Annotated in this window: 12 protein-coding genes and 1 pseudogene; 5 read left to right on the top strand and 8 right to left on the bottom strand. The window is 37.1% G+C overall.

What is annotated here, in order from left to right; all coding sequences use genetic code 11:
* Positions 1–15: 15 nt before the first annotated feature.
* Positions 16–618, bottom strand: a complete 603-nt coding sequence (locus tag Q9B79_RS00575) for an AAA family ATPase (protein ID WP_306182205.1) — start codon at positions 616–618, stop codon at positions 16–18.
* Positions 619–871: 253 nt separating this feature from the next.
* Between Q9B79_RS00575 and Q9B79_RS00570 the strand changes: the two genes are divergently transcribed.
* On the top strand, positions 872–1168 hold the full coding sequence (locus Q9B79_RS00570; protein WP_000262403.1) for a hypothetical protein: 297 nt from the start codon (positions 872–874) through the stop codon (positions 1166–1168).
* 103 nt (positions 1169–1271) lie between these two features.
* Positions 1272–1712: a DUF2621 domain-containing protein gene (locus Q9B79_RS00565; RefSeq protein WP_306182203.1), complete on the top strand. Its 441-nt coding sequence runs from the start codon at positions 1272–1274 to the stop codon at positions 1710–1712.
* 30 nt (positions 1713–1742) lie between these two features.
* Here Q9B79_RS00565 and Q9B79_RS00560 read toward each other — a convergent pair whose 3' ends face one another.
* On the bottom strand, positions 1743–2798 hold the full coding sequence (locus Q9B79_RS00560) for a hypothetical protein (protein ID WP_306182202.1): 1056 nt from the start codon (positions 2796–2798) through the stop codon (positions 1743–1745).
* A 52-nt stretch (positions 2799–2850) separates the two neighbouring features.
* Positions 2851–3921 carry a hypothetical protein gene (locus tag Q9B79_RS00555; protein WP_306182201.1) on the bottom strand — a complete coding sequence of 357 codons (1071 nt, stop codon included), beginning with the start codon at positions 3919–3921 and terminating at the stop codon, positions 2851–2853.
* Positions 3922–4196: 275 nt separating this feature from the next.
* Here Q9B79_RS00555 and Q9B79_RS00550 point away from each other — a divergent pair, with 275 nt between their 5' ends.
* On the top strand, positions 4197–11759 hold the full coding sequence (locus tag Q9B79_RS00550; RefSeq protein ID WP_306182200.1) for a DUF7507 domain-containing protein: 7563 nt from the start codon (positions 4197–4199) through the stop codon (positions 11757–11759).
* Positions 11760–11821: 62 nt separating this feature from the next.
* Here Q9B79_RS00550 and Q9B79_RS00545 read toward each other — a convergent pair whose 3' ends face one another.
* The 3 genes and pseudogenes from Q9B79_RS00545 to Q9B79_RS00535 all read right to left on the bottom strand — a co-directional run bounded on the left by Q9B79_RS00545 (position 11822) and on the right by Q9B79_RS00535 (position 13286).
* Positions 11822–12328 (bottom strand): CcdC family protein, encoded by a 507-nt coding sequence (locus Q9B79_RS00545; protein ID WP_306182199.1) that lies wholly within the window; start codon positions 12326–12328, stop codon positions 11822–11824.
* A gap of 90 nt (positions 12329–12418) precedes the next feature.
* The gene (ccdA, locus tag Q9B79_RS00540; protein WP_097844375.1) at positions 12419–13126 is read right to left on the bottom strand and encodes a cytochrome c-type biogenesis protein CcdA; all 708 of its coding nucleotides are present in this window, start codon (positions 13124–13126) and stop codon (positions 12419–12421) included.
* Positions 13127–13160: 34 nt separating this feature from the next.
* A pseudogene (locus Q9B79_RS00535) lies at positions 13161–13286 on the bottom strand (peptidase T).
* 325 nt (positions 13287–13611) lie between these two features.
* Here Q9B79_RS00535 and Q9B79_RS00530 point away from each other — a divergent pair.
* The gene (locus tag Q9B79_RS00530) at positions 13612–14520 is read left to right on the top strand and encodes an EamA family transporter (protein ID WP_306182197.1); all 909 of its coding nucleotides are present in this window, start codon (positions 13612–13614) and stop codon (positions 14518–14520) included.
* An 88-nt stretch (positions 14521–14608) separates the two neighbouring features.
* Positions 14609–15754 (top strand): M20 peptidase aminoacylase family protein, encoded by a 1146-nt coding sequence (locus Q9B79_RS00525; protein WP_306182196.1) that lies wholly within the window; start codon positions 14609–14611, stop codon positions 15752–15754.
* Between the two features lie 38 nt (positions 15755–15792).
* Here the strand turns inward: Q9B79_RS00525 and Q9B79_RS00520 are convergent, their stop codons facing one another.
* Both Q9B79_RS00520 and Q9B79_RS00515 read right to left on the bottom strand, forming a co-directional pair.
* Positions 15793–16737 (bottom strand): ABC transporter permease, encoded by a 945-nt coding sequence (locus Q9B79_RS00520; RefSeq protein WP_306182194.1) that lies wholly within the window; start codon positions 16735–16737, stop codon positions 15793–15795.
* Positions 16730–17641, bottom strand: a complete 912-nt coding sequence (locus tag Q9B79_RS00515) for an ABC transporter ATP-binding protein (protein WP_140420296.1) — start codon at positions 17639–17641, stop codon at positions 16730–16732. The genes Q9B79_RS00520 and Q9B79_RS00515 overlap by 8 nt, the downstream gene beginning before the upstream one ends.
* Positions 17642–17697: the final 56 nt, after the last annotated feature.

Genomic DNA, 17697 nt, shown 5'->3' with positions numbered 1-17697 from the left:
AGCTTTTTTACATTCTCAAGTAAAAGTTTCTCCATCGTCATATTGACCTTTCTGCTTTATCCACCTCATAAAATATACCTCTAAATCTTCTGCTGTTAATTTATTCGTGTCCACATAAGTTACAGGAAATTGTTTATACCAGTCTTTTTCCATTTCTACTAATTTAAATTGCTCCTCAAATGTACTTCGTTTTCTTGTCCTATCGTTATTTTTTCTATCATATACATTCTTTTCCGTCACATCTAAATAAAAAATAGCATCTGAGCGACATTCTCTTAATTTATATAATTCATCTTTCAATTCTGTTTCTATATTCCACTCTTTTCCTATAATCATTGGATAAAAAAGTGTGTAAAACTCAATATCTTCTGGTCCACGATCAAAAATTACAACTGAATCTTTCACATTTTGAAACTCCTTTATTTTTGCTTCTATAAACATTTTTTGATTTATAATAAATCCTTCTTTTGAATTCATATCTAACTTTAATTGCTTTCGCTTTTCTACAATTGGATATGGATTTTCAAATATCACCGATAGCCCAAATCGTTCTAACCTCTTAGCTAATGTTGTTTTCCCACTTGCCATCGGTCCTTGTAGTGAAATTACATACGCCATCCCTCTCAGTCCTTTGCACTTTCGTACAACTATAATATACAGAATTTTGAAAACCATCAACAAAATATATATCATCTTGTTTCTTATTCTTATCTAATTTATAATAAAAATAGAGATTATGACGGACGCATCGATAATGTAAGCTTGGAAACCCAAGCTTACATTATTTTTTGCTTTCCCTTTTCTAATAAAAAGAGTATACTAGTTTAGAACGTATGTTCTTAATGATTACATACAGTAAGGAGATAGAACAATGGTATACGATACAAAAGCAATTTCTTGGAATGAGTCTTTAAAACAACTTCAACGCCGCTATACAAATAAACAAGTTGACCGAAAAGAATTTGAGGATATTGAACTGATGGAATTCTTCCGCGATAACGACTACATTTCTTTACCTACACATATAAGCGGCCTATCAACAGCACGTTTTACTTCTTACTCTATTTTCACAACTGAAGATAAAGATCGTAAAGTTGGCACATTAATCATCGAATATGTAGAAGATGATAATAATAATTTATGTGTTGAACAACTATACTTTGTTTAAATGATAACGCTTGGTCAAAATGACCAAGCGTTCTTGCTTTCTATGAATCTCACTGTTTATAATATGAATAAAAGAAAACCGCAATCATTAAGGGGGGATACGCTTGCTCGAAGGATGGTTCAGTTGGTTTATTGTGCTATGGACTGTTATTTTATTAGGACTTATGTCTATCGGTGGATACTTTATGTTCAGAAAATTTTTAAAACGACTACCAAAAGAAGATGGTATGTCTATTCTAGATTGGGAAGAGCACTATATTAATAAAACTAGGCATTTATGGGATGACGAACAAAAACAATTGTTAGAAGAGCTCGTAAGTCCTGTTCCAGAACTATTTCGCGATGTTGCTAAATCAAAAATTGCTGGCAAAATCGGTGAACTAGCATTACAAGAAAAAGCCTCTCAAATTACACAAGATTTAATTATTAAAGGGTATATTATCGCTACACCGAAGCGTGATCATAAATTTTTAGTAAAAAAACTACAAGAAAAAGAAATTGATTATTCTCATTATCAATCTTTACTAACAAAATCCACCTCATAAAAAAAGATTGCTAGATGATAGCAATCTTTTTTAACTTACAGTTACAGATTTTACGGCTGTTAATCTAGCCTCTGCCAAGTCTATTTGTAATCCGACTGCACTTATATAAATCGTATCACCTGTGCCTGTAATATTTACTTGTGTGGATGTCGTATTTGGTGCAATAGAACCTGTTGCATTTACATTTGTAATATCAAACTCAGCTCTCGCATTTGCATTTGTAGTTGTTCCAGAAAAATTACGATCTGCAAAGCTACCAAGTGTATTTAAATTTCCATTAATATCATTTACTTGCCCTCTAAAAAAGTTTCCTATTGGATTATTTGGCCCCGTTAATGTCACAGAGTTCAATTGAAAATTATCACCCGTAAAGTTCGGATCACCATTCACCGCCATTACAAAAGCTCTTGCTGTCACCGTCCCTGTAGCCGGTGTAAAAAAACCTGAAAGGGTTTGCGGTGTACCCGATAATAAAAAACCTGGAAATAAACTCACATTTCTCATCGGATATGAGGAATCACGATATACAACAATCAACGACCACCCTGCACCATAACCAACTGGTTGACGCGTAGGTAATCTCGTTACGCTGTATCTTCCTGCTGCTCGATTCGGTAACCCTTGTAGTAAAGATGTAACGTCTGCTGCTCGATTATAAACATTGCCTATGAAAGGTAAATTCGTCCCTCCTGATGACCATGCTGAATTTATTGTCACTTGTGTACTCGTTCCATCAGGCGTAACTAAATTTGGTGGATTCGCGTCAACAACAGCGGTTGTAACAGCCGTATCCAACCCACCTGACCAAACAAGTAATGCAAAATCTACAACCGCTGTAGTTGGAACAATCGTAGTTGATGGATTTAATTCAGCCCATGAACCATCTAGCGTCCAATCATTCGTCGTACCTCCAAATGTATTTGGATCTGTTGATGAAGGAACTCCTCCAAAAGTAGTGTCAGTATTTAATGTAATAAGTGCATTGTAAGCAAAGTTTGTATTTGCAGTACCGCGCATTCCCATCGTATTACCTGTATGCATCATAAATAAATTATCATTTTTTCCGTAAGCTTGAACGAAAGCCAATAAAACTCACTCCTATTATTTAAAGGGATTTTCCAATAATATTTCAATTACTTTAACTTACAGTTACCGATTTTGTAGCAGAAAGACGCGCCTCTCCTAACTCTATTTGCAAACCTACAGCACCAGCATAAAGATAATCAAATGTATTCGGAATATTAACTGATGCAGAAGTTGATCCAGCTGTTAATACACCGTTCGCTGGGACATTCGTCACATCAAATTCAGCACGCCGATTCGTTGCCGCAGTTCCAATTGGCATATTTCGATCTGCAAAGCTACCAATTGTATCCAAGTTGCCTACATAATTATTGACTTGCGAAGCGAAAAAATTAGGATTGGCATTATTAGGACCCGAAAGCGCTGTACCATTTAAAACAAATGTATCCGCTGTCGCATCCGTATCACCATTTAGCGCCATTGTAAATACACGAGCGTTAACTGGCGCTATTGCTGGCGTGATAAAATTGGAAATCGTGGCTGTCTCACCCAATGTAGAAATGAGTAAACCAGTATATAAACTAACATTCCTAACCGGATATGAATTATCCCGATATATAACAACTAATGCCCACCCTACTCCCGTTCCTTGCAAAGGTGGATTTGCCGTTGGAACACGTTCTACAAAATAATCACCTACAGCACGATTAGGAAGTCCTTGAAGAATACTCGTCACATTAGCTACACGTGTATAAATCGTACCTTGAAATGTCCCACTCGACCTTGTTTCTCCCCACGCAGGCGTACTTGTAATAGTGTGAGTCACATCATCCGGAGTTCTGAATGTTGGAATATTTGCATTTACTACCGCTTCTGTAACAGTACCTCCCAATGTTCCTTGCCAAACTAACATCGCAAAATCTACAGTTGCTGTTGCTGGTACGTCTGTTAGTGAAGGATTTAACCTTGCCCAGGAACCATTTAATGTCCAATCATTCGTCGTTCCTGCAAAGGTATCCGCATCTGTGGAAGACGGCACCCCAGCAAAACTCAAATTTGTATTTGTGGAAATTAATGCGTTATATTGATATGCAGTAGCTGTCGTAATACCGCGCATCCCTAACGTATTTCCTGTATGCACCATAAAAAGCGAATCCGTTTTTGTATATGTTTGTACAAAGGCCAACAACCTCACTTCCTTTCTATGAAAATAAATATTTATTCGCTATTTCATTTAATGCGCGTAAAAAGAAAAAGTTCCATTTATATACGTACGAGCTCATTTAGGCAAAAAAAAGCCTTTGCCTATTCCTATTCATTTATATTTGAATAAGATGCAATGACGGGCTCATTTCATACTAACATTTACACATAGTATTATTTCTAGATTATTAAATAATGCTGTTTATAAATATTCCATGCCTTGACCGGATTTAAATTTATACAGAAAGGACGAATCTAATGGCAATAGCAACAATAGAAAATCGTTTAACCTATACAATCGTTGTCCAAAATACCGGAACACTCCCTGCCCAAAACGTTACATTTACAGACCCTATACCAGCTGGTACCACTTTCGTTCCAAACAGTGTAACTGTTAACGGTACTCCAACAGCTGGCGATCCTTCAACTGGAATTCCTATTAATAACATCCCTGCTGGCGGTTCTGCTACAATTACTTTTCAAGTAGATGTAACAAGTATTCCTACCCCACCTGTCGCCAGTAACGTAGCAGCATTTGGATACACATTTCAACCAGCTCCTAACGCACCCACTATTAATCGGACAGCAACAAGCAATATAGTTGATACAGATATTTTCACAGCTAATGTCGCATTAACAAAAGCAGTAGATAAAACAATTGCTACCATCGGTGATACGATTACGTATACAATTACCGCTACAAATCAAGCCCCATTAGCTGCTAATAATGTTATCATTACAGATACACCTCCTGCTGGCACTTCGTTCGTACCGGGTAGCGTTACAGTGAATGGTACTTCTACTACAGATAATCCTGCTACTGGAATAAATGTAGGAACGATTGCTGCAAACGGAAATGCTACAATTACGTTTCAAGTTCGGGTTAATACTCTCCCTACACCAAACCCTATTCCAAATAGTGCAACTTCAAGCTTTCAATATAACCCACCAAACCAACCACCAATTAACAGAAACTCTACAAGTAATATAGTTGAAACACAAATTAATGCTACTATCATTAATCCGACTAAAAGTGCAAACCAACAAATTGTGAATATTGGTGACATCATTACGTATACGATCACTGTACCGAATAATGGTAATATTTCAGCAACAAATGTTTCTATCACCGATCCTATCCCTACCGGCACTACTTTCATTCCAAACAGTGTTACAGTTAATGGAGCGACACAATCTGGCGTAACACCAACAAATATTCCGCTAGGTACGATTCCTGCTGGCCAAACTACAACTGTCACATTTCAAGTTCAAGTCACTTCTCTTCCGACCAATGGAACGATTACTAATGAAGCAAATATAACATTTACATTTCAACCAAATCCATCTGAACCCCCAACGACAACTACGACAACACCACCTCCAACAACTACTTCTGTACGAACTGCAATTGTAAATCCGACAAAAACTGCTAGTCCACAAATTGCTGATATTGGTGATATTATTACGTATACAATTACTGTACCAAATACAGGAAACATCGAAGCGACGAACGTTATTGTAACGGATCCAATTCCAAGTGGTACTACATTTATTCCGAATAGCGTCACAATTAACGGCACTTCACAACCAGGTGTAAATCCTGCTGGCGGTATACAAATCGGTACAATCGCTGCTGGTGCAAATGCTATAGTTACATTCCAAGTTCAAGTTACCTCTCTCCCAGAGAATGGCTTAATCCGAAATATCGGAACCACAACATTTACGTATCAACCCGATCCAACAAAACCACCTATTACAACAACAAACCCTACACCACCTACTACTACTCCTGTTAATACCGCTATTACAAATCCTGTTAAAACAGTGGATAAAACTGCTGTTGATATCGGTGATGTTATTACGTATACGATTACATTTACTAATGATGGTACAATCCCTGCTACGAATGTAGTTTTTAACGATACAATTCCTGCTGGGACAACATTCATTCCGAATAGCGTAGTCTTAAATAATGTTCCCGTTCCAAATTCAAATCCAGCACTCGGAATTCCAGTTGGAACAATTAATCCTGGTGAAACGAAAACACTCTCATTCCAAGTTCTTGTTACACAAGTACCTGCTGGCGGTGTTATTACAAACGAAGCTTCAACGACATATACGTATCAGCCAGATCCAACAAGGCCTCCTGTTACAACAACTGAACCGACAGCACCTACTACAGTCGCTGTTAATACCGCTACGGTTAATCCTACAAAATCTGCTAATCGTACTTTCGTTGACATTGGTGATATTATTACGTATACAATTAGTTTACAAAATAACGGCACTGTTGCCTCAACGAATATTGTACTAACCGATCCTATTCCAAACGGTACAACATTTATTCCAAATAGCGTTACGATTGATGGTGTCTCACAACCTAACAGTAATCCTGAAAACGGTATATCAATCGGTACTTTAAATCCAAATCAAGCAAAAACAATTACATTCCAAGTTCAAGTTACAAGTGTGCCACCAAATGGGCTTATAGAAAATCAGGGTATTGTATCATTTAATCATATTGTTAATCCAAATGAACCTCCTGTTATAAAGACAACCCCAACTCCGAAAACAGAAACTCAAGTTGAGACTGTTGTTACTGCACCTACAAAATCTGCAGACAAACAAGTTGCTGATATAGGAGATACAATTACCTATACGGTCACTTTTACAAATAATGGGACAGTTCCAGCTACAAATGTAGTCGTTACAGACCCTACACCTAACGGGACTATTTTCGTTCCAAATAGCGTTACGATTGATAGCGTTTCGAATCCTGGTTCCGATCCAGAACTCGGAATACAACTTGGTACTATTTCTGTGGGGGAAACAAAAACAATCACCTACCAAGTTGTCGTTACAAATTTACCACCTGACGGGATAATTAGAAACCAAGCATCCTTCACTTATCAATATCAACCGAATCCAAGTGAGCCTCCCGTTACAACAACTACTACCACACCAAGTGTGAAGATCCCAATTAACAATCCAAATCCGACGACTACAAAATCTGCCGATCGACAAATTGCTGATATAGGAGATACGATTACTTTTACCGTAACATTTCAAAATAGAGGAACCGTCCCCGCTACAAATGTTATTGTGAAAGATACACTCCCATCTGGTGTTTCTTTCGTTCCAGGTAGCGTTGTCGTAAATGGCACATCACAACTTGGAGAAAACCCTGAAATTGGTATACCCGTCGGCACTGTAAATCCTGGTCAAAGTATTACAGTTACGTTCCAAGGTGTAGTAAATAGTATCCCGCCCGGAGGAGTTATTAGAAATCAAGCAAATATTACATTCACATACGAGCCAAATCCAAATGAACCTCCCGTTACGACAACTATTACAACTCCTGAAACAGAAACATCAGTTAATACCGCTACACTAAATCCACAAAAAACAGCAGATCGCTCCTTCGTTGCATTAAATGATGTTATTACCTATACTCTCTCATTTCAAAACACCGGTACTATTCCTGCTACGAATATAACAGTAATAGATTCTATCCCTGCCGGTACTGTATTTATTCCAGATAGTGTTACGATTAATGGCATTCCTCAAGCAGGAACAAATCCATCATCAGGAATTTCACTTGGAACTTTAGCGCCATCCGAACGCGCAACGATTACTTTCCAAGTACGAGTAATAAACATCCCTGCTAGCGGCAAAATACGCAATCAAGGAAGTGCAACATTTAATTATCAACCGGATCCAAATTTACCTCCAGTCACAAAAACAGAAACAACTCCTGAAACAACGACTCCTATCCAAACTGTAGTCATAAGTCCAACAAAAACGGCAAACCTTACGTTTGCAGAAATTGGCGATATTGTAACTTATACTGTCACATTTACAAACCAAGGAACTATACCTGCTAATGGTGTAACCATTACAGATTCTTTGCCACCGGGTACAACTTTTATTACGAATAGTGTTACTGTAAACAATGTCGCTCAACCCGGCGTAAGTCCAGTCACTGGAATTCCTGTTGGAACAGTTAATCCCGGCGAGACAGTTACTGTTACATTCCAAATTCAAATAAACGCTATTCCTCCTAATGGAAAAATAGAAAATACAGCAAGTGTTACCTACACTTCTCAGCCTAATCCAAGCGAACCTCCTATTACAACAACAGAAACGACTCCTACCGTAACTTTACCTGTTCGTACCGCTAACCCGAACCCACAAAAAACAGTAGACCGTGAGTTTGCAAGTATTGGTGATACACTCACTTATACAATCACCCTTCAAAATTCTGGTAATATACCTGCAACTGATGTCATTATTACAGATTCTATCCCTACCGGAACTACATTTATTCCTGGTAGCGTTACAATTAATGGCATTCCACAACCTAATTTGACCCCAGAAACAGGAATTCCAGTTGGCACATTAAACCCTAGACAAATAGTGACTGTTACTTTAGAAGTACAAGTAACTACTCTACCACCAAATGGCATTATCTCAAATGAAGCAAATGTCACTTACACATCTCAACCAGACCCTACTCTTCCGCCTATTACAACAACCACACCTACTCCAATCGCAGAAACAATTGTACAAAATGCAGAGTTAGAGTCAACTAAAACAGTTGATTTATCAGTTGCTAACATTGGAGATGCACTCACGTATACAATCATTCTTGAAAACATCGGAAATATTCCTATGACAAATGTATCTGTCATTGATCCACCACCAGTAGGTACACAATTTATTGTGGATTCCGTTACAGTAAATGGCATTTCACCACCAGGTATTGATCCAAGTATCGGAATACCTATTGGTACAATACAACCGAATCAAATAGTAACCATCACATTCCAAGTAACGATTACAAATATACCGCCTAACGGGGTTGTTACAAATGTTGGTTCAATCAACTTTACCTCGCAGCCCAATCCAAATGAACCTCCTATTACAGAAACAGAGACAACACCACCAGTTAATACTGAAATCATTAATAGTATTATTAATCCATCGAAAACAGCTGATCGAAATAATGTTGATATAGGTGATATCATTACGTACACTGTTACATTCCAAAACTTACAAACAGTACAACTGACAGACATCGTTTTTACAGACCTAATCCCAACAGGGACTACTTTCATTCCAAATAGCGTTACAATTAACGGCACTCCAACTAGTAATGTAGATCCAGCTCTTGGCATACCTCTTGGCACATTAAACCCTAGTGAATCGGTCATTGTAACTTTCCAAGTTCGTGTTGTTTCCATACCACCTAATGGAATTATTGTAAATGAAGCTACTATCACCTACACATTCCAACCTAATCCTGGAGAACCTCCAGTAACAGTAACTACTCCAACGCCACCTACTACTACAAATGTCAACACCGCAACAACGAATCCTACAAAATCTGCTGATAAAGTATTTGCTTTATTAGGTGACACAATCACCTATACAATCTCCTTGCAAAATACAGGAACTGTCCCTGCAACAAATGCACTTGTAACCGACCCTATTCCAACTGGTACTACTTTCATTCCAAATAGCGTTACGATTAATGGTGTTTCACAACCAGGTATCATTCCTAGTTCTGGCATTCTTATCGGTACATTAGCACCTAGTACTTCAGCCGTCGTGACTTTCCAAGTTCAAGTAACTTCGATACCGCCGACAGGTTTTATTGAAAATGAAGGGACCGTTTCATTCCAATATCAACCAGATCCTACTAGACCACCTGTATCTGTTACTACGCCTACACCTACTACAAAGACGCAAGTAAGTGAAGTTACCACTAATCCTAACAAACAAGCTAGCCCTCAAGTTATTAATCTTGGTGATACTGTCACATATACAATTACATTCCAAAATGTCGGGAATATTAATGCGACAGATGTTATTATTACAGACCCTATTCCTGCAGGGACTACTTTCATTCCAAATAGCGTTACGATTAATGGCGTCTCTTCGCCTGGAGCAAATCCAAATAATGGTGTCAATGTCGGAACTGTTACTCCAGGACAAATTATTACGTTAACTTATCAAGTTACTGTAACTGCACTCCCGCCAGACGGTATTATTAAAAACACAGCAACTGTCACTTACACATTCCAACCAAATCCTAGTGAACCTCCTATTACCATTACAGACCCTACTCCAACTGTTGAAGTGTCCGTTATTACACCTACCCCTAATCCAAATAAACTAGCTGATAAACAAATTGTAGATTTGAATGAACTCATCACTTATACAGTAACGTTCCAAAATCGTGGATCGGTCCCTGCAACTTCCGTTATCATTACTGATCCGTTAGCAAATGGGTTAACATTTGTTCCAGGTACCGTTGTGATAAATGGTACTCCAGATCTTGGAGCAAATCCTGTAGTGGGTATACCTGTAGGCACAGTCAATCCAAGCGATACAATTACTGTTCAATTCCAAGCGAGAGTAATAAGCGTACCACCTGGTGGTATCATTCGAAATCAAGCAACTGTTACTTTCACATATGAACCAATTCCTGGTGAACCTCCTATTACCATTACAGACCCTACTCCAATTAACACAACGAATGTAAATACAGCCATATTAAATCCACAAAAAACAGCTACGCCGGAAACAGTTACACTAGGTGATATTATTACGTATACGATTTCACTCCAAAATACAGGCACCATTCCGGCTAATAATATTGTTGTAACTGATACAATTCCTGTCGGTACTTCGTTCATTGAAGATAGTGTTACTATTAACAATGTGCCACAACCAACCGCAAATCCAGTAGCAGGTATTCCAATTTCAACACTTGCTCCTTCTGAATCCGCAACGATTTCTTTCCGCGTTCTAGTTACTTCAATTCCACCAAGCGGGAAAATTCAAAACCAAGGTAACGTTTCATTCCAATACCAACCAGACCCTACTAAACCACCTGTATCCGTTACTACGCCTACACCTACCACAACTACTCCTGTAAACGTCGGGACTATTAATCCGATAAAAACTGCTGATAAATCCATCGTTTCAGTAGGTGATACGATTACATTTACTATCACTTTCCAAAATGAAGGTACGATTCCTATCACTGACATTTCTGTTATAGACTCACTTCCTGTCGGCACGTCATTCATTCCAAATAGTGTCACAATTAATAACATTCCCGTTCCAAACGCAAATCCAGCTACAGGAATTTCAGTCGGGACTCTTAATCCAGCAGAATCAGTAACTATTTCATTCCAAGTGCAGGTTATTACACTTCCAGCTAATAGAATGATTACAAATATTGCGTCCATTACGTATACTTCTCAACCTGACCCTACTAGACCACCTGTCACAACAACGACAACAACACCACCAATTATGATAGAAATACACCCTAATGAACCAAACACATTTATTAAGACCGCAGATGTAAATAGCGCCTCGCTCGGTGACTTCATCACATATACACTTACCTTTACTAACAATGGCGCTATTCCTGCAAATAATGTACTCATTACCGATCCACTTCCTCCCGAAGTTACTTTCTATCCAAATTCAGTAACAGTAAACGGCGTTTCACGTCCTGGAAGTAATCCAACTATTGGTATTCTTATTGGAACGGTTAATCCAGGTGAATCCGTTGTTGTCCGTTTTATCGTTCAAGTAACAGCAGAGCCACGAAACGGTCTCATTCGAAATACTGCCCGCGTTCGCTATACACTTAGACCTGATCCTACTAAACCACCGATTCCTGTTGATGAGACTACAGAACCAAATATCATTCCGTTTATCGGTCCGTTTGTATCACCAAATTTAAATTGCTTCTTTAATGGGGAACGTTTTATACGACGCGGCTGGGACAGAAGATGTTAACAATATAAATAAAAAGACAGCGTCAAAAAACGCTGTCTTTTTATTTTATACATATACAGTTTTTAAGTTAATTTCATATCTTTTTCATTATAAAAACCATCTTCTTTTTCCAGTTCCTTTTGTAATTTCGTAAAGGAACGGTACATAGCAATTCTCCATGACACAATCATCGCGAACGCCAGTAAGAAGAACATGCCACTAAGTTGTCCTAAATCAAGAGATTGACTTAAGTATGTTTTAAATACAATTCGCACGACAAGTAATCCAATTAATATAAAAACAAAGGCTTTTGAACGCTTCAAATAAATCTCTTGTCCTCTAATTTCAAATTTAGATGTTTTAATAAGAAAAATAGAGAAAATCAAACCGACACCAATTGCTTCTAACATTTCTGCTGGAGTTAATCGAAATTCAGGAAAAACATACATCAATGCTCCCGTACTCATAAAAAATGGCGGAAGTATAATTTTTTTCAATGTTGCAGGTTTCTTAGCTGCTTTTAAACGAATAAACATCGCACCGACAGCCATACAAACAGCAACGATACTGGATAAAACAACTATGTTCATATTTTCTCATCCTTTTTTGTGGCTATATGCAAAATATACTTTCATTATATGCTTTTCCGTTAGTATTTCCAACATTTTCACAGAATAATACTAAAAACCGGTAAAACCACCAAATAAACTTGAGAAATATACGATAATTTTCGTCATCCAGTTAAAGTATAGGAAGATACCCATGACAATCATAACGTATCCACCGATTTTCATGAATTTCATACTATTTCTTTTAATCCAAGACATTTTTGTAATAAAGAATGATAGCACGAAAAATGGGATAGCAAATCCAAGTATGTATGCAATCATATAAATCATCGCTGATTCTGGGTTCGTTGCTGCTAATCCAATGACAGATACTAAAATAGGTCCTGTACAAGGTGTCCATCCTGCAGCAAATGCCAATCCAATTAAAACAGATCCCAAATAGCCACTCGGACGATTTTTAAACGTGAATTTACGATCCTGCATTAAAAATTTCGGTTTAAACACACCGACAATAATAAGACCGAACACGATGATAAATATACCACCTAACTGTCTAATTAAATCTTTATAATCTGTAAAGATACCTCCGATAAAGCTTGTACCAAATCCAATTGCAATAAATATAATTGAAAATCCAAGTAAGAAAAACGCTGTATGTATCATACTTCTCTTGCGAAGCATTGCATTTTCTTCTTTCAACTCAGAAACCGACATACCTGTTATGTACGATAAAAATGCCGGATAAAGCGGTAAGCAACATGGGGAAATAAATGATAAAAACCCGGCGCCAAACGCTAAAAAAATACTAATATCTTGCATTATTCCACTCCTCTCCTTACATATTGTAGCAAAATCATATAAAAATACTGTGAACAATTCGTGAAATCACTTTTCCAACGTAATAATAAGAGAAACTACTCTTTCACACAGTTTCTAAAAAAACGTTTTCATTTCCTTCTATTATATAGAAAAATCTCAATTGAACCACGAAACTTCTCTAATTGTTATTAACATAACAAAGGTAACATAGTTTCTCAAATGATTAGCACACTATAATGGACTACCCTTTTATCTCCCCAAAAAATATTTTTTTCAAATGCTGTCTTTATACAGCACATAGCTAATTTTATAATACTTCTACTATTATTAATTTCAAGATTATGCATAAATATCATACTTTTATTATTATTCTATAAAATGTCACACTTTTCTTTTATTTGACCCTTTATTTTTAATTTTGTATACTTCCCTCTAGTTATATATGTCCGTTAGGAACAATTTCATATAGATGGGAGGAATTTTTCATGCTTCGTTATTCTCTTTTAGTTTTATTAGGAGCGTGTAGTTATGGGATTTTAGCTATTTTCGTTAAGCTTGCATATGCAGAAGGATTTTCACTTGGAGAGGTAATTGGCAGCCAGTATTTGTTCGGTTGGATTATTTTGCTTGCTATTACACTTCTATTTTCTAGACATCGTGTTCCATTAAAACAAGCGTTAATTTTATTCGTTGCAGGTACATCTGCAAGTTTCACTGGAATTTTTTATTATGCTTCATTAAAAACTGTACCAGCATCTATTGCAATCATACTTTTATTCCAATTCGTTTGGGTCGGAATTATTATTGAAGCAGTGGCAACAAAAACAATACCTTCAAGAGAAAAGGTGATTTCCGTTATTTTCTTACTTGCAGGTACATTTTTATCAAGTGGTTTACTAGAAAAATCAGCAGGTGATTTTGATACAACTGGAATCATATTAGGTTTATTGTCTGCTGTTACATTTGCAACATACATTTTTGTGAGCGGAAAAGTTGCTGTTGAAGTACCTTCCTTACCGCGCGGTGTTCTCTTAATGGCAGGCGCTTTAACTTTAGTAATGATCGTATTCCCGCCAACATTTATTTTTAACGGTGCAATTTCAGAAGGACTTTGGAAATACGGTTTAGGATTAGGAACATTTAGTATCGTTATTCCTTCTATCGCCTTTACAATTGGCATTCCAAAGATTGGTTCTGGCTTAGCAACTATTCTTGGTGCCGCAGAATTACCAGTTACAACAATTATGTCTGTCTTCGTTTTAAAAGAAGCTGTGCTATCTTCACAATGGTTCGGTGTATCACTTATTTTAATCGGTATTGCTATCCCGCAAATTGCCTATGCAATGCGTGGACGTTATCGTAAACATCATACACACAAAAAATTAGCAGCATAAAACGGGAGAGGATTTTCATTTGAGAATCCTCTCCTTTCTTATTGTATACTTAATGTAAATACTTCATTTAAGAAAGAGGGCATTATAAGTGGCAGCAAATCGAGAGCAATTAACCGAGACGCTAATTTCTATTCGTCGAAATTTACATGAGCATCCAGAATTATCATACGAAGAATTTGAAACGACGAAAGCTATAAAAAATTGGTTAGAAGAAAAAAATATTACGATTATAAATTCTAATTTAGAAACAGGCGTTATTGCTGAAATTTCAGGGAATCATAGCGGACCACTTATAGCAATCCGTGCTGATATTGATGCCCTTCCTATTCAAGAAGAAACAAATTTGCCGTACGCTTCAAAAATTCACGGCAGGATGCATGCTTGTGGACATGATTTTCATACAGCTGCTATTATAGGTGCCGCTTATTTATTAAAGGAAAAGGAATCTTCTCTTAGCGGAACGGTACGCTTAATATTCCAGCCAGCTGAAGAGAGTAGTAATGGTGCTTGCAAAGTCATTGAAGCCGGACATTTACATGGCGTTCAAGCTATTTTCGGTATGCATAATAAACCTGATTTACCAGTAGGTACAATCGGTATTAAAGATGGTCCACTTATGGCTGGGGTTGATCGATTCGAAATTGAAATTCACGGAGTTGGTACACATGCAGCTGTACCAGATGCTGGGGTAGACCCTATTGTCGCGTCTTCTCAAATTGTGATGGCACTACAAACAATTGTAAGCCGAAATATAAGTTCTTCACATAATGCCGTCGTTAGCGTCACAAACATACATTCAGGAAATACGTGGAATGTTATTCCTGAAAAAGCAACGCTGGAAGGAACTGTACGTACCTTCCAAACGGAAACACGTGAAAAGATTCCTGCACTCATGAAACGTATTATTCAAGGAGTTTCTGATGCATTAGGTGTAAAAACAGAATTTCGTTTTTATTCAGGTCCTCCTGCTGTTCATAACGATACCTCTCTAACAAACTTATCGACTCAAGTTGCAGAAACAATGAATTTAAATATCATCTCCCCTACCCCTTCAATGGCCGGAGAAGATTTTTCTTTTTATCAACAAGAAATACCTGGTTCATTCGTCTTTATGGGAACGAGTGGTACACATGAATGGCATCATCCCGCTTTTACAGTAGATGAGCGAGCGTTACCTATAAGTGCAGAATACTTCGCTTTGTTAGCCGAAAAAGCACTTAAACACTTTTCCTAAAAAAGGAGCCGTTAAGAAATGCTTAACGGCTCCTTTTTTTAAGTTAAATCACGTTTTAAAAATACTGTATAGGAAATGATTAAAAATACAAATAAATACAGTAATAACATACATGATGCAAACGGGAACGTTACTCCATCAATAAAACTTCCATTCTTTGAAATACTGTATAAATCTGTGTTTGCTGGTAATAAATATTTCGCCCAATCATATCTAGTTGCTGCTAGCAATGCAATATTTCCTGATAAAGCAAGAAATAGTGAAATACCAATCGCACCTCCGCTAGATCTTGTTAGCACAGAAATCATAAATGCAAACGCTGCGTACACAATCGTCGGCAACCACGATAAAATATAATACTTACTAGCTTCTACAAAAATATTTTGTTTTATAATATTTCCATCTTGGAATATAAACTCGCTCCATGCAGGCTGTTGGAATTTATAAATAACAAGCCCACATAAAATGGAAAGAATCATATTAAATATAAACAATAACGCTGCAAATATCACAATTGCTAAAAATTTAGCTGTCAAAATTTTAAAGCGACTCGCTGGTCGTATCGTTAAAAATTTATATGTTCCCCAGCTATATTCATTCGCAAAAATTGTACTTGCATACACAAGGATAAACGGAAGTAATATTGGAAATACGATAAAACCTGTATCTCTCATGAAAGAAAGTGGAGAACTACTTGCCGGTGCTGTACCTGTATCTAAATGCTTCATCTTGAGCTGATATTCCTTAACAAGCTCGTCCCCAGATCGTTCTGCTAAAATAGCTTCTTTTTTCATGCCTAGCTTTTTCTCAATTTCTACAGTTCGTTCTGTATAATCCGCTTTCCAACCTTTTGTTTCCGGTTCCAAATACTTTACTGTAACCCATCCTAATCCGATTATTAATACTGCAATAACCGCAAATGGAATAATCGTTCGCTTTCGCTTAAATATTTTATACAGTTCGTTATAGACTAAATTAAACAATATCTTTTCCCCCTGTTAATTCTAAAAATTGCTCTTCTAACGTTTTTCTTTCTTCATATACACGATACACTTGAATGTTTTTCTCAAGCAATGTACGAATAACATTTGGGATTTCTTCATCTTTTACATGAATAAGTAGATCATTACCTTTTATTAAAACATCTTGTTCTAACATTTCTGCCGCTTTATTTGCATCATCTACACGTATACGGATTGTCTCCATCTCTTCACTTTGATTATGCTGAATATTTTGCGTCGCGACATATTCTCCATGCTGAATAATGATAACTCTATCACACATTAATTCAACTTCTGAAAGTAAGTGACTAGATACAAGTACCGCTTTTCCTTGTTCATGCGCAATTTTCTTTATGTACATTCTCATCTCATGTATTCCACTAGGATCTAATCCATTCGTTGGTTCATCTAATATTAATACATCTGGATCGTGAATAAGCGCTTGAGCTATACCTAAACGTTGTCTCATGCCGAGTGAATATGCTTTTACTTTACGGTCAATTACTTGTCCCATCCCTAGCAATTTCACTACTTCATCGATACGTTCTTCTGTCACATTGCCATTCATTCGTCCGAAATATGTTAAATTTTCATAGCCACTCAAGAAAGGATAAAATTCTGGCGTCTCAATTACTGCTCCAATTTTCGAAGCAGTACTTTCAAATTGCTGTTTTACAGATTGACCATCAATCCAAACTTCGCCCTCTGTCATACGAATCATGCCGACCATCATTCTCATTAAAGTCGTTTTTCCAGCACCATTTGGTCCGAGCAAACCAACTACTTCACCCTTTTTAACTTCGAAACTAATATTTTCTACAAGTGTCTTTGAACCGATTCGCTTCGTTAACCGCTCAACCTTTACAATCGATTGTTCATTTGTCATGCTATACAACCTTTCCTTCCCATTCTTTGTCAGGTCTTTACACTGTAACATGATTA

Origin of the sequence: Bacillus sp. MHSD_36 (assembly GCF_030757775.1) — a bacterium.
Classification (GTDB): Bacteria; Bacillota; Bacilli; order Bacillales; family Bacillaceae_G; genus Bacillus_A.
This window is presented reverse-complemented; position numbering and strand designations above follow the sequence as displayed.

What these genes read in the sequence shown, in the direction of transcription:
- Q9B79_RS00575 (WP_306182205.1), bottom strand. Translation starts at nt 618, where the DNA reads ATGGCGTATGTAATTTCACTACAAGGACCGATGGCAAGTGGGAAAACA.
- Q9B79_RS00570 (WP_000262403.1), top strand. Translation starts at nt 872, where the DNA reads ATGGTATACGATACAAAAGCAATTTCTTGGAATGAGTCTTTAAAACAA.
- Q9B79_RS00550 (WP_306182200.1), top strand. Translation starts at nt 4,197, where the DNA reads ATGGCAATAGCAACAATAGAAAATCGTTTAACCTATACAATCGTTGTC.
- Q9B79_RS00545 (WP_306182199.1), bottom strand. Translation starts at nt 12,328, where the DNA reads ATGAACATAGTTGTTTTATCCAGTATCGTTGCTGTTTGTATGGCTGTC.
- ccdA (WP_097844375.1), bottom strand. Translation starts at nt 13,126, where the DNA reads ATGCAAGATATTAGTATTTTTTTAGCGTTTGGCGCCGGGTTTTTATCA.
- Q9B79_RS00530 (WP_306182197.1), top strand. Translation starts at nt 13,612, where the DNA reads ATGCTTCGTTATTCTCTTTTAGTTTTATTAGGAGCGTGTAGTTATGGG.
- Q9B79_RS00515 (WP_140420296.1), bottom strand. Translation starts at nt 17,641, where the DNA reads ATGACAAATGAACAATCGATTGTAAAGGTTGAGCGGTTAACGAAGCGA.